The organism is Bdellovibrio bacteriovorus (assembly GCF_001592745.1).
GTDB classification, from domain to species: Bacteria; Bdellovibrionota; Bdellovibrionia; order Bdellovibrionales; family Bdellovibrionaceae; genus Bdellovibrio; species Bdellovibrio bacteriovorus_B.
This window is the reverse complement of record NZ_LUKD01000007.1, coordinates 84,327-104,973: the sequence shown is the minus strand read 5'-3', so window position 1 is coordinate 104,973 and position 20,647 is coordinate 84,327. Positions and strand designations below refer to the sequence as shown.

Genomic DNA, 20,647 nt, shown 5'->3' with positions numbered 1-20,647 from the left:
AGAGACAGGGCGGCGGCACTGGCGGCGGCGGAGCTATCTACTACCCATACGAAACAGTTTACGGCGATGTTTGTACAACTCAAGAAGCGACTCCTGGTTGCACATTCTTGGCGTCTGATGGAACTCGTATCACTGTAACTAGAGATCCAGACTACAACAGCCAAGGTTACGGTTCTGATGACCTTTGGTATGTAAAGTTCGATGCTAACGGTGAAGCCGCTGTTTACAACGATCTTGGTCAATTCCAATACTACGCTGACGTTTCTGAATTCGCGGGTTATGTGGGTGGCACATCTATCGGTGTAGGTACAACTGGTTTCTTCTGGGAAGACATCCGTAACGGTACATACTGGTTAGGTAAAAACGGTGTTCTATACAATGCGAACACAGGTGAGTCTAACTACGGTCAAGCTATCAATGACAAAACTTCTTCTTCAGCTTCTGATACAAACTTTGCGGCTTTGAACTCTGACGCGAACAAACAACTTGTTAAAAGAGCTTCTGAGAAATTGATGAAAGAATACGGCTTCAAACAAGACAAAGCGGTAGCGGTAGCTTCTGCATTGAACTCTTGGGCGGTTGCAGCTGCGGAACGCGGTACAACTTCTGAAAAAGACATGGACAAAACTTTCAAAGCTGTTTTCGGTGTTCAGTTCTCTGACGCTTTGGCAGCAGCAAAAGATTTGGCTTTGGGTGACTCTGCAGGAATGCAAGACATCACAAACAGATCTGCTTCTGAACTTGGTTTGAAACCTCACCAAGCTCAAAAGTTCATGAAGGGCATGTACAAAAAAGCTCTTGCTAACTGGGGTTACGACGTAGACTCTTTCGGTTGGTAATTCCTGGCCGATAATAGAGTTTCAAAAGCCCGCGCTTCTAAGCGTGGGCTTTTTTATTTTAAGCCACCTGCTTAGCCGAAAAAAGGGACGCCAGGCTTTTGAGGCAATCTTGATCCAAAAGACTTTGTTTGGTTTCATGTAATCGGGCGATAGCCGCGGCTCCATCCAAGGGCACTTCATTATCTGGATTCTTCAGCGTCAGGGTGCAAAACGCATCTGCCGCAGAGATAATTCTTGTGAGCGGATGGATCTTCTTCTTATCGATTCGACGGGGATAGCCCGTTCCCATCAGATCCTCGTGATGCTCGTAAGTCATTTGAATAACATCAGTAGGGATGCCTTTAATGGACTCTAGGATTTCTTTTCCCCGAGCCGGGTGCGATTCAATCAGCATGCGTTCTTCTTTGCTGAGTTTAAAACGACTTTTTTGTAGAACATCCTGAGGCAGTTCTTTAAATCCAATATTGTGAAACAAGCCCGCCATCGCCAGCTTAAAAAGAGTTTGGGGAGAGTTGATTCCCATTTTTTTTGCGATCATCACCGAGTACATGCTAACACCTAAACTGTGCGAATAGAGGTAATCGTTATGATCATTCAATTGATCTAAAACGGTCATTGCGTCTTCGGACTCGGTGATGACCGAAACACTCGATGAAAGAAAGTCTTTGGCATTATTGAATAAAGCTTTATCTGTGCCCTGTACAAAGGCCTGCTGTACAATCAAGCCCCCGGTGTACTTTACGAAACGCAACTTTTTTGAATCGTCGACTTTTTCACTCGCGCTGACCACTCTGGATATGTGGACCGTAAAACCCACGATACTTGAAAAGTCGGCCTGCTTTACGTATAAGAAGTTAACACCTTTTTCTTTAAAGACGCGCAGTTTTTCTTCTGCGATCTTTCCACCATGATGGGCGATCTTGATGTATTTGTTGGAAGCGACTTTGACGAAGATACCGAACTGCGTGTTTCTTTCCGTAAGAAAGTCTTCGACAGGTAAAGAACAAAAGTCTTCATCTTTACCGTCATCAATCTTCCATTGAGAAGCGCCTGCTAACAAATTATTCAGCTTAGAAAGAAGCTCCGCGGACTTAAAAGGTTTAGGGATGAAGTCTTTGGCCCCCAGTTCGTGTGCGCGTTTCGTCTCTAAAATCTCTGAAAAACCAGTCATTAGTACAACTGGAATCTTTGGCCTGTGTTCGCGAACCCACTCTAAAAGCTGGATGCCGGTCATTTTTGGCATTTTGATATCTGTAAGAATGGCATCAGGATCTAGATTTTCATTTAATAGGTTTTGCGCGTGAAGTCCGTTTTCGGCTTCGTGCACTTCATAAGTCTTACCGAGGAAGTCCTTAACGGCCGACCGAAAGAATTCATCGTCTTCAACTAAAAGAATTTTCTTCATCATATAATACCTTCTAAAGAAAGATCTTCGATTTGAAGATTCTGCCGTTTAGGAATTTCAATTACAAAGCTCGTGTTCACATGTCCCGGATCAATAAAGAGTCTTCCGTTATGTCCCTTGGCGATTCCCATCGAAATACTTAGGCCAATACCCGTGCCTTTTCCTACATCTTTCGTCGTGAAAAAGGGCTGAAATATCTTGTCTAAAACCAACGGGTCAATCCCCGGGCCAGAATCTGTCACCCTCATTTGAACGAAATCAGGCGTTTGCGAGACGTTGAGTTCGATCCATTTCTGATCTAGTTTGCCAACAGCATCTAACGCATTTCCCATTAAATTCAGAAGAACTTGAGTGATTTCCACGGGACGGCATTCGATTGGAATTGTTTCGGCGGGAATTTCCCAACGAAGTTCGACTCCTTCGGTGTTAAAACGGTCTCCGCATAAAATCATCGCATCTTCGATTGCTTCTTGAACAGAGTAGGGCTGGAAAGGATCCGTCTCGCCAGAGCGAGCGAACGTTCGGAGTCCTTTAATAATTTTAGAGATGCGGTCGATGGTTGCGTCTGATTTATGGAGGTAACCTATAAGAGTCGAATTATCGGCTTTGTTGTTTTCAATTTCGTAAAGCGCTTCTGATAAGAACATTTTAATGGCCGCTAACGGCGTATTGATTTCGTGAGCCATGCCGGCAACCATTTCACCCAGCGCCGACATTTTCGCCGACTGCAAAGCAATGGTCTTTTGTTCTTGCAGCTCTTGAGATTTGCTTTCAAGTACAGCGATCGTTTGAGCGGCGTGTTTTTGGCTCTCTAGATAAAGATGGCACAGTGAAATAGCGACGATAGAGCAAAGTGCAACCAAAAGACAAATGACGTCAAATAAATGGTTTAAAAACGACTCCTTGTGAAACAGGCTTGCCGTGAGTATCGTAAAAATGAACAGTGCAACAACAGTGATTAAAGCATTAGGATGAATACGACGAAGCTGTGGAACTATGGATCTCACTGGGTTCACATCCGAAAGAAACTCTTTCATCTGGGTATAACCTCTGTCATAACTTTTCGGATTGTTTAGTTTGTTCTCAATACGATTTCGTAACTGATCCCATTTGTAATGTTATTACGAGTTTATTCTATATACCTTACTACAAGTGAAACCGATAAGAATCAGGTAGGATTTTTTACCTTTTGAAAGTGAATCAAATGCTTCCACCCAAAGATGATCCCCGCTGGCGAAGTCTTGTTGTCGATCAAAACGAAGTCCCGTTACAGGCTCTTGCTAGCAAAATGATTCTGACCCGTGTGAGGCGCTTGGTCCAAGGAAACCCGTCTTCCGATAAAATCGGTGAAGCAGTGACTATTGCCTATGAATTTTTTAAGAAAAATGAACACGCAGTTTCTGAAGACATCCAATGTATCTTTGGAAAAGGAAGTTAATTTGAAGACACTCTTTAATGTAAAAGAAGTTAGCGCCATGATCCAGGAAGGCAAAAAGCTTCTTCTTGCGGGAAACGATTCGTTAATGAGTCAGCTTCCTCGCGGTGCTTGGGTTGGTGGAACCATCCCGTACTTCATGTCGGAGTGGGGAGGCATCGATACGTCTGATATGATTCAGGTCGTTGAGTTGCCGGATTTTGTTTCGAGTCAGACTTTGATCAGTTATGGCGCGAAAGAGATTCAACATATTCCTAAAGATTATAAAGACAATGGTGTTTCTTTTATTATTATTCCCGCTTTTTCGGAAGTGCATAAGGTATTTGCCAAAGAATGCATGAACTTTTCGGGCCTCTTTGACAGCCCCTTGTTAGGATGGGTGAGCGGCTATCATTTACAGCAAGACTCAAAGAAGGTCGCTAAAGTTTATGATGGCTTCACGGGACAAGCCTATTCTGATCGAGCTGTTGTTCTTCATTTAGGTCTGGCTAAACACAAGTATGGCAAAGTGAATATTTTGAATCTGTTTAAACAAGGATACGGGGACGTCGTTCGTTTTCAATCCACAGGCTTTGAGGCAACGACCTGCCTGGTGAACGGGGAAAGTAAAAACTTATTTGAATATATTAAAGAACGTGGGATTGACACGCAATTGCCCTTGGTAGCGAACTATTCAGGGGCCATGATCAACGTCAGCGTAATGTCACTGAATGAAGCGAACAAGTCCGTTCAGTTTTATGCTCCGGTTTTTTCGGATGTCGACTATAAGTTTGCGAATCCAGTTATGGATTATGAAGCCGAGTTTGAAAAAGTTATCAAGAACTCGGATATGAAAAATCCTACATTCACGTGTAACTGTATTCTAAATTTTCTATACGCGAATTTAGAAGGCAAGAAGACAGCAGATATCGTAGGCCCGATGACCTTCGGTGAAATTGCCTATATGCTTTTAAATCAGACAATGGTGTACCTGACGTTCGAAGACCGTTAGCGGGCTGTGCCAATCCTTCGGGCTTCGAACTTCTCTTTAGTTGTTGTTTGTTTTTGAAGCTGATAATTTGCGCACCCATGTCACCAGCTTTATTATCCGTCCGTCATCCCGTTTTTATTATGTCTATCGTTATTCTCATGCTGACGCTGGGAATGATTTCGCTCAAAGGTCTTCCGATCGATCTTTATCCTGATGTGAGCTTACCAACGGTCGTCGTACAAACAACTTATGCCGGTGCGGGCCCTCAGGAAATTGAGACGGAAGTTTCTAAAATTCTTGAGGATGAAGTTTCAACGATTTCCGGCGTTCAAAAAGTGTCCTCTCAAAACATGGAGAGCGTCAGCATTTTGACAATCGAGTTTTCGTTAAAGACGAATCTGAACTTCGCTGAACAAGAAGTGCGCGCCAAAGTATCAAATGCTTTGCGCGAACTTCCAGATGATATTGATGCGCCCGTGATTCGGAAGATCAGTCCTTCCGATGCGCCGATCATGTATATTTCCCTGCAGGCGGATATGGACGACGCAAAACTTTACGATTTAGCGAAAGAGGTGATCTCTCCGCAGTTCGAGCAGGTTTATCAAGTCGGTCAAGTGGATATCTTAGGCGGCCGTAAAAGAGAAATTCATGTTTCTTTGGATCGTGATCGTCTTAATGGCACTGATATTTCGGCAACGGCCGTCGCTGAGGCTTTGCGCAGTGGGGGACGCAACGTCCCGGCAGGGAAGATCGATGTAGGTCCCACCCAATATTCATTTAGAACTTTAGCGCAGTACCAATCCATCGAAGAGATCGGTTCATCTGTTCTTCGTCTGGCCGACGTTTATCATCCGATCACAATTGCTTCTGTGGGTAAGATTGAAGACACATTAGAAGATGAAAAAACGCGCAGCCGCTTGAACGGCAAAAAGGCGATTAACTTTAGTATCTATCGGCAATCAGGTGCGAACTCGGTGAAAGTGGCGGATGACGTTGCCGCCAAAGTTAAAAAGATCAATGCGGATTTCAAAGCCAAAGGCATGAATGCCGAAATGAAGATCGTTCAGGATACCAGCCGTAAGATTCGTGCGAACGTATTTGACGTTTATGAGTCAATCTTCTTCGGGGTCCTACTGACGGTCTTAGTGGTTTATTTCTTCTTGGGAAGTATGAAGTCCACCTTGATTACAGGCTTCGCTCTTCCGAACTCGCTCTTAGGGGCGTGTATCGTCATGGGCATCTTTGGCTTTTCTATCAACATCATGAGCTTGCTTGCGATGAGCTTAGTTGTGGGGCTTTTGGTCGATGACGCCATCGTGGTGCGCGAAAATATCTTCCGTAAACTAGAGGCAGGGCTTTCACCTAAAAAAGCCGCGATCGTGGGTACAAACGAAGTGACCTTGGCCGTTATTGCCACAACACTGGCAATTCTTGCTGTGTTTGGGCCCATCGGAAACTTGCAAGGCATCGTCGGGCAGTTCTTCAAACAGTTCGGTTTGACGATTTGTTTTGCGATGATTGTATCCTTGTTCGACGGTTTGTTTGTGGCGCCGGTGCTATCGGCCTATGTGGCAGGGGAGCATTCACACAAGCCACCGACGTCTCGTTTTGGTCGCTGGAATCAGAAACTACTTAAAGACTTCGATCGTTTTCAAACTTGGCTAGAGAAAATTTATGTCATCACATTGCGCTGGGCTTTGAATCATCCGATCAAAACGATATTAGGTTCGGTGTTTATTTTCTTCTTCTCTTTATTTATCGCGACGAAAGTTCCGTTTACATTCTTGCCGCCGCAAGACAACGGCGAGTTTTACGTGATGTTCGAGCTTCCTCCAGGGGCGAGTTTGGACGGGACGGATGAAGTTGCTAAAGAAATTGAAGCTCGCACGCGCAAGTTTAAAGAAATCGAGGATGTATTAGTTTTCGTGGGCTCAGCAAATGGAGAAGCGCATAAAGGTAGTGTCTACGTTCATCTTGTTCCTTCTAAACAAAGAAATAAGAACACCACACAGATGAAGGATGAGCTTCGCAAGGCTTACACCGGATTAGAAAAATACAATATCATCGTGACGGACAACCCGGGCCAACAAAGCAGCCGGGCCTTCAACTTAAACGTTGTTGGTCAAAACATGGATGAACTGATTCAGTATTCTGAAAAGTTATTAGCAAAGCTCAAAGAAAATCCAAGTTTGCAACAAGTGGATAGCAGCTACCGTGCGGGTAAGCCAGAGTATCAAGTAAAACTGAAGGGCGACGTCGCCAAAGCGTCCGGAGTGACGGTTACGGGCATTGGTATGGAGCTTCGTACATTGATTGAAGGTCTTACGCCTGCAATCTATCGTGAAAACGGCGTGAACTATGATGTGCGGGTGCGTTTAAAGCCTGACCAACGGGATCTTCGTGAAGAGTTCGCCCACTTGCGAGTACCCAACTTAAGCGGCCGTTTGGTACCACTGCAAAATGTGGCTTCTTTAAAGGAAGCTCAGGGGCCGTCAGTTATTCTACGCGAAAATCGCAACCGCTATATTCAGATCTCTGCCGATCTTACTCCTGGCGGTAAAGGTTTGGGTGGCGTGATGGCGGAAGTCAACGCCTTAGGGCAAGGCGAACTCAAAGCTCCTCCGGGTGTGACATTTAGTTTTGTCGGGGAAGCCGAGCGTTTCGCAGAATTGATGACCAATATTATGGTTTCTATGGGACTTGGTGTGATGTTCATCTATCTGGTTTTGGCGAGCTTGTATGGATCATTCATTACGCCTTTCACTATTATGGCCGTGATTCCGCTGGCAGCTTGTGGCGCCTTCTTTTCGCTCTTCATTACACGTTCTAGCTTCGACTTGTTTTCGATGATTGGTTGCGTGATGTTGATGGGTCTTGCGACGAAGAACTCGATCTTGTTGATCGACTCAACAATGGAGCGTCAAAAAGAAGGTCAGTCTCGTTACGATGCTTTGATCAAAGCCGGTGAAACGCGCCTTCGTCCGATCATCATGACGAGCTTGGCGCTGATCGCGGGGATGGTGCCCGTGGCGATTGGTCTGAATGAGGCTTCAAAGTCTCGTACATCACTAGGTATTGTCGTTATTGGTGGAACGATCAGTTCAACACTGTTAACTCTTTACGTGATTCCGGCCGTGCACTTATACATTGACCGATTCCAGGTCTGGTTCATGGGTAAATACCGTAAGATCTTCGGACACGATGAAACGGTGGTTTAAAGAAAAAGGAGCAGATGTCTGCTCCTTTTTTTGTTTTTATAAACCTGCATCCTTCAACAACGTTTCATCACTCCAACCGTAGGTCTGCATTTGATGATTCCAGCAAGCTTGATGAAGAAGAGCGGCTTCCTGCCAGGTGCTGGCACTTCGCAAAGCGCCTTTTAGATACCAGTAAACGCGAGCTCTCTCGAGGTAAGTAAGATCGCAAAAACCCGTATCGACGTAGCAGCTCACATGGCTGTGCATGGCCTGTTTATGAAGATCATTGCACGAGGCTTCTTGCGAGACCTGCTGAACGCGTTCTTGCAGGCACAGACGCACATCCTTCAGCCACACTTGAGTGCGTGGGTAAAACTGCTGTTGATCTTTTAAGAAACTCTCACAATAAGGATGACCGAAGTTCATCCAGTAACCTTCAGCCCCACATTGTCGTTCTTGTTCTTTGCATTGATACAAATCACAAGAGTTTTCACTCGGAAAGCAGTTCCCTTGTGCAACTGAAGTCAGTGGAAAAAGCAGCGCTAAAAAAATCAGATAACGTGTCATGCCCGCAATCTAAAGAGAGCGAGCTGTCTTGTCTATCAGACCGGGAAGGACTTCGAATTATTTTACCGATCGTCGTTTTTCTAACAGTAAACTACGTAAGTTTACCGAGAAATCAGGGAAATTTCTGAGTAAAAATCAAAAGCGGAAATTCCTTCGCGTTATTGATTCACCAATTGTCTTTCCTGCAAAGACTGCAACGTGCCCCAAGGACCCGCAATAGGAAGTGCATCCAAAAATCGCTGCCATCCGGTGCGTGTGATATTAGACTGTGAATCGATAAATGAAAAGGCACTTGTCGAACAGTTATTTGAAAACAACGCATACACATCTTGCATGCGTTGCGTGTCGCTTTGTTGAACGCCCTTCAAAAAAATCTTCCCTGCGGTTTCAGTTGGAATTTTAAGCTCCACAAGTTTCAAGGGATGGGCATATTCGGCGATCCAGCGAGCGAATTCATCACCCGTGACCAAGCGGTGAGCCAATAAGAAGTTTCCGAAATAAGCTTCCATCAAAGTATACGGATGATCTTTGGGTGGTACGCCTTCTGAAGACAGAACCAAAGAACGGATGGGAATCGCCGCTTTCTGCTGATTTACCTGACTGAGTAAAATAATGTCGGGGGCCTTTTCATCCAAAGTGAATTTCAAAACGACGTGGGAAACACCTGGCAAAAACTCCTCAAAACCCATTTCGACCTTGGCGAGGTTTTGCAGGGGGATGCTCGCTTTATAGTAGCCACCTAAATGCAAAATATTCCCAACAATGAGATGGGAAGAACTTTCTAAAATACGGGCAGGTCGAAAACGACAAGAGTCGATGCATTGGCCCTGGAATTTTCCGTAGTTAAAACTTTGGGGTTCTTCTAGTGGGTCTTCGATTTCAGAGGAACAAGCGCAGGACTTATTTGGTGCCGTCAAAGAAAGAGTTTGAGCAAATGCGAGCGGCGAAAATAGGAGCAAGAAGAAAAGCAATCCAGAGGGCTTCATGCGACATCCTTTTTTTAGAATCAAATACTAAAAAAAAGAGGGCTCTACAAGAGCCCTCAACGCATGATTCGGTTAAGATTTTATTAGAAGTAGGCAATAATGCCGGCAGTAAAGGCTAAGCCCGTGATCGTGGCATCCCCACCCACGCCGCCAGAAACTTTTTGATAGATATAACCACCATCAAGACGGAAGCCCACGCCTGTTCCTGTCGGGAACCACTTTGCAAAAGGGCCCACAAAGAAATCCATGACATCAATTTTGCTTCCAGTGCCGCTATCACGTTGTCCCATAGTGGCATAACCACCCAAGCCATAAATAAAAGCTTCGCCCGGAGTATTGGCAATCATATTGTAATCACCGAATCCGCCGAACTTATAAGTCGTCGTAGTGACACTGCCGATTGCCGTTGATGAATAGCTAACCATAGGTCCAACTTCGAAAGTGCCGTAGTTCCAACCAAACTTTGCCAACAAGTTGATGTCCGTTTCGTTTTCCGCTCCAGAAGTGTCGGCTTTGGTATTTTCGAAATTAAAGCTCAAGCCTACTAAGTATCTACGTGATGTCGAAACGGCGGAGGATTCACCAAATTCGTCTGGAGCCAGCTCATAGACGTTTCCAGGTTGCAAAGAGCCGCCAGAAAACTCAATCACGGCTTGATTGCCTTTCACTTTACGGACTTTAATTTTTTGCGCAAATGAGGCCGACGAAAAAGTCAGAATAGATACAACAAGGAGCCACTTTTTCATAAAAACCCTTCCCAGATTCAAAGCTGTTTCAATGTGATTCACTTTCATTGAAAAGTCTTTCAATCACGCAACAAACTGTCAACCGGAAGTTGACTCAAGATAAGACGATAAAATTTCTCTTATTTAAGTTTTACGTCTTAATTTCCGAAAAATGAAAGGTAAGGGGAGAAGGGAGCCATATGTCGTCTTCCTGGGGTGACATTCCGCCGTGGGCTTATGAAGCTGCACAGGCCTTAATGCAATCATTGAAAGCTGTAGACCCAGCGACGTATGCGCATTGTTGCAGAGTCGGTGAGATGTCGCGCAAACTCGCGCGTGATGCCGGCTTAAACGAATATCAGCAAAAGCTTGCTGAGTTTTCGGGCCTTTTCCACGACATCGGTAAAATCGGTGTTCCTCAAAGTATTATCGCTAAACCTGGTAAGCTTGATGATCAAGAGCATTTGGTCATGCAGAGTCATCCGGTGATGAGTGAAGAGATCATTAAACCATTAGCCAGACATCCCTTCTTTTCTGAAATCCTTCCTGCGATTCGTGGTCACCATGAACGTGTGGATGGAACAGGGTATCCCGATAAAAAGCGGGGAGACGAAGTTCCGTTGCTTGCGCGCATTATTTTGGTTGTCGACACTTATGATGCCATGTCGGAAACCCGTGCTTATCGCAAGGGCCTTCCTTTGGACGTGGTCTATGCAGAGTTGAAACGTTGTTCGGGCACTCAATTTGACCCGCAACTAGTTCAGACATTCTTGCAGGCCCACAAACATTGGGGCCAGCAAGAGGCGGATAAAGAGACGTTTGATAAGCTTATCAAACGTGTTGCTTAGTTGACCTTGTTTGTACTTTCAAAAATCTTGTCGGCGGATTTCGCGACAAATCCTTGATACAACTTACCGTTCGCAAGTGGATAGCGCTTTGCGAACTCGTAATAGCAGCCAGGAATATTGTGAGTGCTGCCGTCGTCAAACTTCACAGGAATTTCTGACGCCATTGTAGAGCTTTGCTCTAGGTAGTCCGCAGGAGTTCCCTTCACTTCACCGCCAGCCTTATTCAAGGTGTAGCCTTTGCTCTTGATGAAATCATTCAACTGGACGATGTCCTCAAACTTTTTAAGTTTGTTGATATTCACCGTGAAGTGATTCGGACGGAAGCCATAGGCCGCCACCCAAGAAGCGTATTCACTTTCTTTGGCCAACTGCGAATACAATTCAAAAGAAGTCTTCCAAGGACGTCCGCACATAGGGAAGGATTCGCTCTGGATTAAAGAATCCGGCAATTGTTCGACCAGTTTATTCACAGTTTCGCGAATGAACGGAGAAACTTTTTCAAGCTCAAGTTCGCTGATGAAGATTTTAGGCATGTCCTCATTGGGGTGCTCATAGTGTTTTGCGTAAAGCTTTTTTTCAACGAAAGTGTATTCACCCTTTTCGACATAACCATATTTTTTAAAGTGCTGAGCCAAAGACTCGATGCCTAAGCGGGGATGATTGAAGGTGCGAAGGGCAATGTGGTCATTAAGCACATTTTCGCCTTCTTGAGTGAAAATGTCATGAATACGTTTTGCGGCAGGGTTGAGTTCACAATAGTCGACCCACATTTTTTGAAGCAGAGTTTCTAGACTCATCATAACTTGTTCTCCTGATAAACGAAGGTTACTCTTCTTAGAATCGAGGTGCAACGCTCGTTCAATGGCTTCGAGCGTTAATCATGGAGGCTTATGACCACACTTCCTGAAATTCAGCAAATTGAAAAACGAATCCAGGATTTGGGGACGGCCGTCAAATCAGAAATTCTTGCCTACAGCGAAGATCAGTCTTTGCGTTTTCCAATTTATAAAATCACTTTTGGCAGTGAAGATCCCCAAGCTCCGGTCCTTGGATTTGTGGGCGGCGTCCACGGCCTAGAGCGTATCGGTGCCCAGGTGTGCGTGGCATTGATGAATTCTTTGGCGGAACTTGCGGTCTGGGATCAAACTCTGCAAAGCACCTTAAAAAATATTCGTGTGTTTTTCATCCCGACCGTGAATCCCATCGGCATATATCGCAAAACAAGATCCAACCCCCGCGGAGTAGACTTGATGCGAAACGCCCCCGTTGATGGTGAGCAGCCGGCTCGCTGGGTGGGCGGTCATCGTGTCAGTTCTCGTTTGCCTTGGTATCGCGGAGTTGAAGGCGCACCGATGGAAGTGGAAGCGCAAGCGATGGTGCAAGCCGTGCAAGAAGAGATTAAACACAGCCCTTTGGCACTCACTTTGGATTTGCACTCGGGCTTCGGTTTTCAAGATCGACTTTGGTTTCCCTATGCGAAAACAGTGAAGCCATTTCCGGATTTACCGATGACCTATTCCCTTAAAAATTTGTTGGACCGCACATACCCCCATCATTTTTATCGTGTCGAACCTCAGGCGCAAAGTTACACGACTCATGGGGACTTGTGGGATTATATTTACGACGAACACTTAAAAACTGCTGCCGGCCATCAGAAATATCTGCCGTTATGTCTAGAGATGGGTTCGTGGATGTGGGTAAAAAAGAACCCATGGCAAATCTTCCGTTCTGACGGGCCTTTTAATCCTTTGAAAGGACATCGTCATCGTCGCACTCTTCGTCGACACAATACCTTGATGGAGTTTTTGATCCGCGCAGTGGCTTCTCCGCAGGCGTGGGCTAATATGAATGGCGAACAAGAAAAAGAATGGGCGTTGAAAGCTCAGGAGCTTTGGTATGGCACAAAATAGAAATTGGATTTTATTGCGTGGCTTGGCTCGCGGAGTAGGGCACTGGGGATCTTTCGTCGACAAAATGAAAACGAAATTTCCGCAGGACAAAATCGAACTGATTGATCTTCCCGGAAATGGCACGCGCTATAGTGAAAAAAGTCCGTTAAAAATTTCCGAATACGTGAAAGATCTGCGGGCGCGTTCTGAGTTTGTAAAAAAAGGCGAGTCCTTTAATATTCTTTCTGTTTCTTTGGGTGCCATGGTGACTGTTGAGTGGATGCGAGAGTTTCCGCACGAAGTGAAGAAATCCTACTTGTTCTGTACCAGTTCGTCGGCGCATTCGCCATTTTATCACCGTTTTTATCCCATGAATTTCTTGCGTGCTTCAAAACTTCTGGCGGCTTCGAACAATGAGGCCTTGTGGGAAAAAACTATTCTGGAGATGGTGACCAACAGTCATGAACGTCGTGAGGCTGAAATGTTATCACTGATGGCTTTCACCAAAAACAATCCCATGAATATGGAAAACGTCTTCCGCCAGCTGTTGGCGGCTTCAAAGTACAAATTCCCCAAAGAGGCTCCCGGAGATATTCATCTTTTCGGAAGTCATGGCGATCGGCTGGTATCCCCGCAATGCACTTTGCGGATCGGCGAGAAGTGGGGTCTAAAACCCACAATGCATCCTTGGGCCGGGCATGATATTCCCATTGACGACCCGCATTGGATTCTAGAACACTTACTCTAAATCGAGGCCGTTCCTGGTATTTTTTTAGGGGTAAGATTTTCAATTAAGGCGACGTTTTTTTACCCTGAGATCCTCTATATTCGAGAAGAACCCCCTCGACACTGGGCTCCGTTGACTCTTGAGCCCTTTTCTTATTCTCTATCGACTGGACTAAAAGCCAGAGGCGGACGTGAGGGTAAGAAGCTACCTTGCTGCGGTGCTGACGAGCGTTGCGGTAAACACACATGCGAAAACTCAGACCCTGAACTTGAAGAATCTTCAAGCTGAGGGAGTCAGCTCTATTGAAGAGCCGAAGCGTTCCACGCCTGCGCAAGTCTATGGTCAAATCCGCATGGAGGGAATGCAGTACCTCACACCCATTCCTGAAACTCCGAACCTCACATACAGTCAGCTTCTTTCCGCGCGACTTTCCGCCCTTAAAGAGACCTCTTGGGTCGACATGGTAGCCGATATCTCTGGCGGTACTTTTTTCAGTCGTGGACAGTCTCATTTCGTCGTGCATGAAGCTTACATCGCCAATCACGGAAACACGCCGTTGAAGGTCTATGCCGGTCGCAAAAAAAACGGCTGGAGTGAAATGGATCGCCGCTGGCAAATGGGGTTGTGGCAGCCGAAGTTTGCCATCGACACTCTTCGTCCCGACGAGCAAGGTTTGACCGGTCTTTTTGCAGATTACAATATGCGTGGCTGGGAAGTCGTGGCGTTTGCAACGCCTGTGTTTATTCCTAGCATGGGGCCTGACATCCGTGAGGAGGGTGGGGGCTTGGTGGCCGACAGCCGCTGGTACCGGGCTCCTTCCAGAGATTTTGCTTTAAATAACCGCGTAAACAAGATCGTCTATGAGCTCGATATTCCGGAAACTGCAAAGCTCGTAGGTAATGGCGCTGTCGCTATGATGGGACGCCTTGGAAGTAAAGATCGCGGTCCTTGGGTTGTTGCCAGTGCCGGTCATCTTCCCGTCAACGAACTGATTCTAAAACGTAAAATTCAAATGGACGCCTCAGAAGGCGGCGTGGATGTGACGGTTTCACCAGATCTGACATATCACGATCTTTACTCAGTCGATATGGGGTACGCCTTCGAGAATGTGAAGACCTCTGTTTCTTATCTTCAAGATGAACCTACGGAAAAACGTCCCGACGCCGATTGGGCGATCCAAAAGCTTATGCCTTTGAAAGCTTATTCTGCGGCGATTGATTTTTCATTGAACAATATTCTGACTCGCACTTTGGCTTTCCAACTTGAATACTTGAAAGTCGAAGGTGGGGGCATTGTGGATATCCGCAGCGATGGAAAGCCCGATGACTTCACGCTGTTCGACGCTCGTTTGAAATTCACCAATGCTCTTTCATTCCGTGTGGAAGGCCAGTTGGCTTCGATCTTCCGTCGTCCATTTGTGACTCGTTTTAAATATCTCTATGACTATGACCAACGGGGTTCTTTGTTGAATACCGAGTTCCTTTATTATCCCAATCAGAAGTGGGCCGTTGTCCTTGGTGGAGACGTACTGGGAGTGCAGGATGAAAATCACAATCCTTCAAGCTTCCTGAACCAGTACCGCGCCAATGACCGTGTCTACGGGGGCATGACTTATGTTTTCTAAAAAATGTGTGCAGCTTATCACTGTGGCCGTTATGGCAGCAGGGGCCTTTGTTGGCTGTGACTCAAAAGTCGGTGAAGCGCCACCTCCGCCAGAGAGTCACGAATTGGGCGGCACGAAGTGCTTAACGGAAGTGAAGCCTGTCGTAAAAAACTTTATCGACGGAACGGCGACGAAGGCTGAAGTTGCTGCGGGTTGGGATTGTGCTGAAACCGCGATTGAAACTTTCAAAAGATATGTGCGCGGGAACTCTTCAGATCGCTACACGTCTCAAGAGCTTGCGACGTTTTTAGAAAAAAACTTCCTTGATGCTTCCAAAAACGAAACCATTCCTGTCGGCCTGCAAGTCGAAGTGATGAAACTGAAGCAGATCTTCGTCGGCGGAAGTGCTGAGTATATTTCAAAAGGTGAGATCGATAAGATCATTAAGCTTTTTGGAAGTTTCCGTGAAATGACGGTGAATTTAACTCCGTACATGCGGGTGCTGTCGTTGAATTGGACAGTATCTGAAGCGAACAACATCCAATCAGACGTTCGTTATTTCGAAGATGCGAATAAAGAAATTCAAAGTGCTGCCCGCACATTGGCTTCGTTGATCGAATCCAATGGTCGTAGTTATAAGCTTGCGGACTTCGTTGTTTTGATGGAGCAAATGGGTGTCTTCTTTAATGAAAAGTGGGACTTCCCAAAGACCATCGCGAAGTACATGCCCGTCGTTCTAAAAGTTAAAAAGGCCTTGGCTGGTGGCGATGAAAACTATGTAGCGCCCAGCGAATGGCGTCGTTTTGCTTTATTGGGCGCGCGTGGTTATATCCAATATCTTCGTTATTACTACTTCATCAAGTCAGTGCCTGAAACGGGGACGGGGTACCGTCTTTCTTATCTTTCCAGAACGGTCGAAGACGTCTTGTCCGTATTTCAGGATCTGGTCGCTGAAAAACCCGAAGGCGTGGTCTCTCGTGACGAGGTCAATGATCTTTTAAAAACCCTGCAAGTGGTGTGGCCCGACTTCAAAGTATCAAACAATCTGGTTTTTGAAGCGATGAAAGTGAAGCAGCTCTTCTTTGGTGGAAGTGTCGATTCCTTTACGACAACGGATTTTGAAACGGCCCGCCTGAAAGTCAGCCGCATTAAAATTCTCATCGAGCGGTTCCTGCCTTATTACTCTATTTATGGACGTGAGTGGGAGCCTGAGCTTTACGAAAATGAAGAAGCGCAGAAGCTTTTCATGGAGTCTCAATTCGTTCTCGAATCCACGGTGCGCGAAGCCGGGGTGCTATTTGAGGGGGCTTATGACCTTCAAGATCTCGTACCTTTGATTCGCGAAATAGAAGCACTATATCCGCCAAAGGGTGAAAGTTACGCAGACATGATCAAGGACTACATGCCAATGATCATCGACGTGAAAAACATGATCCTGGGTGGAAACGATTCTTCTTTAAGAAAAGCCAACTGGAGCGTTCTTCTTGGATTTGCCGCGCGGTTTTACTCTGACTTCCTTTATTACGATTATTTCTTGAAAGAGCAGTCGTTCCAGAAGCCGTTGACGATCAGCTATCTTTCCATTTTTGCAAATCAAAGTATCAACATCGCTCGTGATCTTTTAGCCGCAAAAAAAGAAACTCAGTTTTCTCGTGCCGAGATTAATAAAATAATCCAGCACATGTCCAATTTAGGAGTTTTGCCAGAAGGTCTGAAGCCGAAGTCCATCGATCAAGTCGTGGGCGTTGTTTTGAACAATATCTTGACTGCCCCAGAGCGCCGCTTGGAAGGCCATGTCCCCGATGCGTTGAACTTATCTTCTTTGGAAGTTCTGCGTAACGAACTTCAAGTGTGGTTGGACACCGAGCTTTTCATCGCTCAAACGACTGAAAATTGGCGCGAAGATGAGGGCTATTCAGCGAAAGAGCTTCAAGAGGTTTTAAAGAAGGCCTCCGTCTCTACGATGTCGAGACAGCCCTTGGCTTCAGGTCTTTATGAGCTTCTTTTGACTGTGCAAAGTCCGGTGCCGCTGACAGTGGACAATGAGTCGCGCGTTTTGATCTCGAACAAGCTGCAACAGAAGTACACGGCGAAAACGCTTCGCCAATTGAATCTATATCGTGCGATCAGTCGATTGGCTGTTCGTTCATTTGCAGGGACGGCGGATCGAGTGAACACCTATAAGGGTGTGAACCTTGAAGAAGTGCAAGGCGCCTTTATGGCTTTGCGTCCAGTGTTGGTGGAGGCGGGAATCCTCGACTCTAAAAATACGACGTTTGCATCTTCACGTTTCCGTGAAGCAAATATTTTCGTTCCTCATTCCGATGGCAGCACGTTGGCTTCTTATGCTGAATTGACAGACCTCATCGGCATGATTTGGTCAGGTTTAAACATCAATTCGATGTTGCGTGAAGAGCTTATAAAGAAATGCTTTAACGGAAATACCGATGTGAAAAACGATGCGCTTGTCAGCTTAAGCTGTGCTCGAGCGTCTTATAAAGATTCTTTGCCTGCGGCTGCGATCTCCATGCCTGAATATGTGAAGTTTCAAAAGGCTGCGGATAAAGACTCATGGGCTATTTACATGAACAATATCTTTAAGGCTGCGGGCTATGTTCCCAACGATAAGAACATGGCGCTGCTTGAGGATATTTCGCTGGCTCCGCACGTGATTCAGTATATCGAAATGATTTATGCGCGTTTTGATAAAAACAAAGACGGCGTGATCAATACACCGGAATCTTTGAACGCCTTCCCCGCATTTAAGGGCATCCTGCTAGAGCTAGCTAAAGAACAGATTGAAAGTGGAACGATCAAAGAAGCCGATCTTCTGGATCTGTTCACTTACATCCTTCGCTATGGAAAACCGCCAGAGACGATCAAAGAAAAGCTTCGCTTCGTCTTAAGCTGGAAGGGGAAACGTGAAAAATGGGATGTCTGGGCGGATCGTGTTCAGTTGTCAGAAATTTTAGGTTATATCGCGGATCAGGTTACTAAGTCCGCGAAGGCGAATAAAACGACAGAAGGTGGTTTGGTTAATCCAATACTTTCTGTAAATCAACCCGTGCAGCAGTCACAGTAGAGTTTTGAATAATCAAACCCACGAAGCCGCCACCACCTGTTTGCGTTGGCAGAGAAGATACCAGGTCGCCCGAGCGATCGGTATCAACATCGGCAGCCGTCGGGGAATAAGTAATCTGATCACGACGCCAGATCAAAACGCGCGCTTTTGAGTTCACATTGTGAACTTCGACAATCAAATCCAAAGCCGTTGGAACCAAAAAGGTCAAACGAGAAGAAGACACCATCGAAGAGTTTCCGTTAATGGAAATCTGCGCGGTCACGCTAGCGCCTGAGCGGGTGAAAGTCACTGCCACACCATTCGTGCTAGGAATCGCGGCATTAGACGAATAGAATACCGTCGATACCCAGCTGCTTGAGACATTGTCTAAGGATGTTTTTAAGGCCAGAGAACGGCTTGAAGAAACGGGAAGAACCGTTGTAAAACGAATCGTACCGATACCTTGAATCTTGTTGGCATCGTATTCCTGAAAAGAACCACTGATAGCCGTATTAGAATCAATACCGGACACATCGGTGACTTCAGCAGGCGAACAAGCAGCGATCGTTAGAAAACTTAAAGCTAGAAACGATTTTAGAATGAGTTTTTCCACATCATTGACTCTACTGGAATGGGTTTCTTGTCATTATACTTCGCTGAAGGCTTAACGTTGTAAGACGTTAAAATATCGCCCTTCACTTCAAAGTATATCAACTGCCCAATCGGCATGCCAGTATAAACACGAACCGGCTGTTTTACCGAAATTTCCAGAGTCCAATAATTGCAGAAACCAACGTCGCCCTTACCCGCCGTAGCGTGGATATCAATACCTAGGCGACCGACACTCGATTTACCTTCTAAAAATGGGACATGCTTCAGAGTCTCAGTATACTCCAAAGTCACGCCAAGATAGAGGGTGTCAGGCATAAGGACATAACCCTCTTCAGGAATTTCAAAGGTGCGAATCTTGTTATGCTTTCTTGCGTCCAGCGTCTTCTCTTCATAGACAGCGAGTGTTTTACCCAAGTGAACATCATAAGAGTTCGTTCCTAGGCACTCTCTGCGGAAGGGCTCTACTTTAATAGACCCTTGTTCCATACATTCGAGAATCTGCTGATCCGTAAGAATCATTACTTAGTTTCTCTGTGAACTGTGTGACGTTTCAAGTTTGGATTGTATTTCTTCTTTTCAAGACGACCTGGAGTCTTAGTTTTGTTCTTAGTCGTAGTGTAACGAGAAACAGGTTTGCCTTCAGCGCGAGCTTCAGTGCACTCAAGAGTGATGATGATTCTTCCTGACTTTTTTGCCATTGCAATGCCCCTTAATAGAACCTTTTAAATCATTTGTACTGCCATGCGTAATATGGAAAAAATGACAATACCTTTTCAAAGGGGCTCAAGGTATCAAAAGAAAAAGGAAACTTCAACAGGCAAATTCACGTCTATTGACGATCTTCGAGGAGTATTTATGAAGACTTGGAGCCTTTTTCTGATCTCCATCCTGATGTCGGCCTGCGCCCATGCCCAATCTGAAGGCATTTTGCGGGGAAGCGACCTAGCTCCCATGACTTTGCAAGAATCTGTGGCTTCGGTCCGCCCTGGCAGCATTGTTGTTATCGGAGAAAACCACGGATTTGTTCAACACCGTGACCAACAGGTCGCTGTTATGCAGGCCCTGCGGACTCAAGGTTTGAAGGTCTCTGTGGGACTGGAATTTTTTACATATACTCATCAGCACTTAGTTGATGCCTACCGAGCAGGAACAGTGACCGAGCCCGAGTTTCTAAAAGCTATTCAGTGGGGAAGCCCCTCTTATGATTATTATCGCTCTCAGGCTTTATTTCCGAACTTAACGGAAGGCGCTTTAACTTTGGCTTTAAATGCTCCGCGCAGTGTGACGAGCTCTGCGGCAAAGAAAGGCCTTGAAGGACTTTCAGCGGACGAGAAGGCGATGCTGCCTCCAAACTTCACTTTGGGGCGTGATAGTTACAAACGTCGCTTCTTAAGCATGATGCCTCATTTGCCAACGCCAGAAGCAGGGGAGCGCTATTTCGCCGCTCAGTCCATTTGGGATGATACGATGGCCTGGAAAGCGGCCGACTTTATAAAGACTCATCCCGATCAAGTCCTGGTGATTGTCGTTGGCGAATTTCACGTCCAATACGGCGGAGGCCTTCCCGACCGTTTGCGTGCTCGCTTGCCGAACACACCTATTGTGACATTCTCCCAGATCAATACTCTGGGAATGGAAGAGGACGAGATCGCGGTTGAAATCCAACCGTCAGTTCAAGACGGACCTCGTGCAGATTACCTGTGGCTTGCACCAGCACAAAGTCTAGGGTTGTAAAGATTCTTTGAGATTCCTGTGAGCTTTTCTAAAATGGGAAGAGCTTTAC

19 protein-coding genes are annotated in these 20,647 nt (G+C 45.9%); 10 read left to right on the top strand and 9 right to left on the bottom strand.

Translation table 11 applies throughout. The annotated features are described in order from the left end of the window. Positions 1-839 (top strand): hypothetical protein (locus AZI87_RS18220; RefSeq protein ID WP_063208608.1); only part of this gene is annotated, 839 nt, incomplete at its 5' end. 58 nt (positions 840-897) lie between these two features. Here AZI87_RS18220 and AZI87_RS14565 read toward each other — a convergent pair. Continuing rightward, positions 898-2,247, bottom strand: a complete 1,350-nt coding sequence (locus AZI87_RS14565) for an HD domain-containing phosphohydrolase (protein WP_063208606.1) — start codon at positions 2,245-2,247, stop codon at positions 898-900. Then, a complete protein-coding gene (locus AZI87_RS14560) occupies positions 2,244-3,281 on the bottom strand; it encodes a sensor histidine kinase (RefSeq protein WP_063208605.1) in 1,038 nt (345 codons plus the stop codon). The genes AZI87_RS14565 and AZI87_RS14560 overlap by 4 nt, the downstream gene beginning before the upstream one ends. A gap of 158 nt (positions 3,282-3,439) precedes the next feature. Here AZI87_RS14560 and AZI87_RS14555 point away from each other — a divergent pair, with 158 nt between their 5' ends. From AZI87_RS14555 to AZI87_RS14545, 3 genes are all read left to right on the top strand, one after another. Further along, positions 3,440-3,682, top strand: coding sequence for a hypothetical protein (locus AZI87_RS14555; RefSeq protein WP_155722582.1), 243 nt, complete (start codon positions 3,440-3,442; stop codon positions 3,680-3,682). A 1-nt stretch (position 3,683) separates the two neighbouring features. After that, positions 3,684-4,670: a DUF6976 family protein gene (locus tag AZI87_RS14550; protein ID WP_063208601.1), complete on the top strand. Its 987-nt coding sequence runs from the start codon at positions 3,684-3,686 to the stop codon at positions 4,668-4,670. A gap of 77 nt (positions 4,671-4,747) precedes the next feature. Beyond that, positions 4,748-7,867 carry an efflux RND transporter permease subunit gene (locus tag AZI87_RS14545; RefSeq protein WP_063208599.1) on the top strand — a complete coding sequence of 1,040 codons (3,120 nt, stop codon included), beginning with the start codon at positions 4,748-4,750 and terminating at the stop codon, positions 7,865-7,867. Positions 7,868-7,903: 36 nt separating this feature from the next. Here the strand turns inward: AZI87_RS14545 and AZI87_RS14540 are convergent, their stop codons facing one another. The 3 genes from AZI87_RS14540 to AZI87_RS14530 all read right to left on the bottom strand — a co-directional run bounded on the left by AZI87_RS14540 (position 7,904) and on the right by AZI87_RS14530 (position 10,145). Beyond that, positions 7,904-8,413 carry a hypothetical protein gene (locus AZI87_RS14540; protein WP_063208597.1) on the bottom strand — a complete coding sequence of 170 codons (510 nt, stop codon included), beginning with the start codon at positions 8,411-8,413 and terminating at the stop codon, positions 7,904-7,906. A gap of 158 nt (positions 8,414-8,571) precedes the next feature. Beyond that, a complete protein-coding gene (locus AZI87_RS14535; RefSeq protein ID WP_063208596.1) occupies positions 8,572-9,399 on the bottom strand; it encodes a hypothetical protein in 828 nt (275 codons plus the stop codon). Between the two features lie 83 nt (positions 9,400-9,482). Next, positions 9,483-10,145 (bottom strand): hypothetical protein, encoded by a 663-nt coding sequence (locus tag AZI87_RS14530; RefSeq protein ID WP_063208638.1) that lies wholly within the window; start codon positions 10,143-10,145, stop codon positions 9,483-9,485. A 179-nt stretch (positions 10,146-10,324) separates the two neighbouring features. Between AZI87_RS14530 and AZI87_RS14525 the strand changes: the two genes are divergently transcribed. After that, positions 10,325-10,972 (top strand): HD-GYP domain-containing protein, encoded by a 648-nt coding sequence (locus AZI87_RS14525; RefSeq protein WP_063208594.1) that lies wholly within the window; start codon positions 10,325-10,327, stop codon positions 10,970-10,972. Here the strand turns inward: AZI87_RS14525 and AZI87_RS14520 are convergent. Continuing rightward, positions 10,969-11,772, bottom strand: coding sequence for a DUF1338 domain-containing protein (locus AZI87_RS14520; protein ID WP_063208592.1), 804 nt, complete (start codon positions 11,770-11,772; stop codon positions 10,969-10,971). The genes AZI87_RS14525 and AZI87_RS14520 overlap by 4 nt on opposite strands. 90 nt (positions 11,773-11,862) lie before the next feature. Between AZI87_RS14520 and AZI87_RS14515 the strand changes: the two genes are divergently transcribed. The 4 genes from AZI87_RS14515 (at position 11,863) to AZI87_RS14500 (ending at position 18,273) form a co-directional block, all read left to right on the top strand. After that, complete coding sequence (locus AZI87_RS14515) at positions 11,863-12,882, top strand: M14 family zinc carboxypeptidase (protein ID WP_063208591.1); 1,020 nt, start codon at positions 11,863-11,865, stop codon at positions 12,880-12,882. Continuing rightward, positions 12,869-13,609 carry an alpha/beta fold hydrolase gene (locus AZI87_RS14510; protein ID WP_063208589.1) on the top strand — a complete coding sequence of 247 codons (741 nt, stop codon included), beginning with the start codon at positions 12,869-12,871 and terminating at the stop codon, positions 13,607-13,609. Before AZI87_RS14515 ends, AZI87_RS14510 begins: the two co-directional genes overlap by 14 nt. Positions 13,610-13,778: 169 nt before the next feature. Next, on the top strand, positions 13,779-15,212 hold the full coding sequence (locus tag AZI87_RS14505) for a transposase (RefSeq protein ID WP_155722581.1): 1,434 nt from the start codon (positions 13,779-13,781) through the stop codon (positions 15,210-15,212). Further along, a complete protein-coding gene (locus AZI87_RS14500) occupies positions 15,202-18,273 on the top strand; it encodes a hypothetical protein (RefSeq protein WP_063208587.1) in 3,072 nt (1,023 codons plus the stop codon). The genes AZI87_RS14505 and AZI87_RS14500 overlap by 11 nt, the downstream gene beginning before the upstream one ends. Here AZI87_RS14500 and AZI87_RS14495 read toward each other — a convergent pair. From AZI87_RS14495 to rpmG, 3 genes are read right to left on the bottom strand one after another with little or no spacing between them, the layout of a single operon-like run. Then, positions 18,227-18,865, bottom strand: a complete 639-nt coding sequence (locus AZI87_RS14495) for a hypothetical protein (protein ID WP_063208585.1) — start codon at positions 18,863-18,865, stop codon at positions 18,227-18,229. The genes AZI87_RS14500 and AZI87_RS14495 overlap by 47 nt on opposite strands. Next, positions 18,847-19,383 (bottom strand): dCTP deaminase, encoded by a 537-nt coding sequence (gene dcd / locus AZI87_RS14490; protein WP_063208583.1) that lies wholly within the window; start codon positions 19,381-19,383, stop codon positions 18,847-18,849. The genes AZI87_RS14495 and dcd overlap by 19 nt, the downstream gene beginning before the upstream one ends. After that, the gene (gene rpmG / locus AZI87_RS14485) at positions 19,383-19,562 is read right to left on the bottom strand and encodes a 50S ribosomal protein L33 (protein ID WP_061836191.1); all 180 of its coding nucleotides are present in this window, start codon (positions 19,560-19,562) and stop codon (positions 19,383-19,385) included. The genes dcd and rpmG overlap by 1 nt, the downstream gene beginning before the upstream one ends. Positions 19,563-19,719: 157 nt before the next feature. On the opposite strand from rpmG, the gene AZI87_RS14480 reads away from it, so the two are divergent. After that, complete coding sequence (locus AZI87_RS14480; RefSeq protein WP_253696869.1) at positions 19,720-20,598, top strand: ChaN family lipoprotein; 879 nt, start codon at positions 19,720-19,722, stop codon at positions 20,596-20,598. The last annotated feature ends 49 nt before the right edge of the window (positions 20,599-20,647 follow it).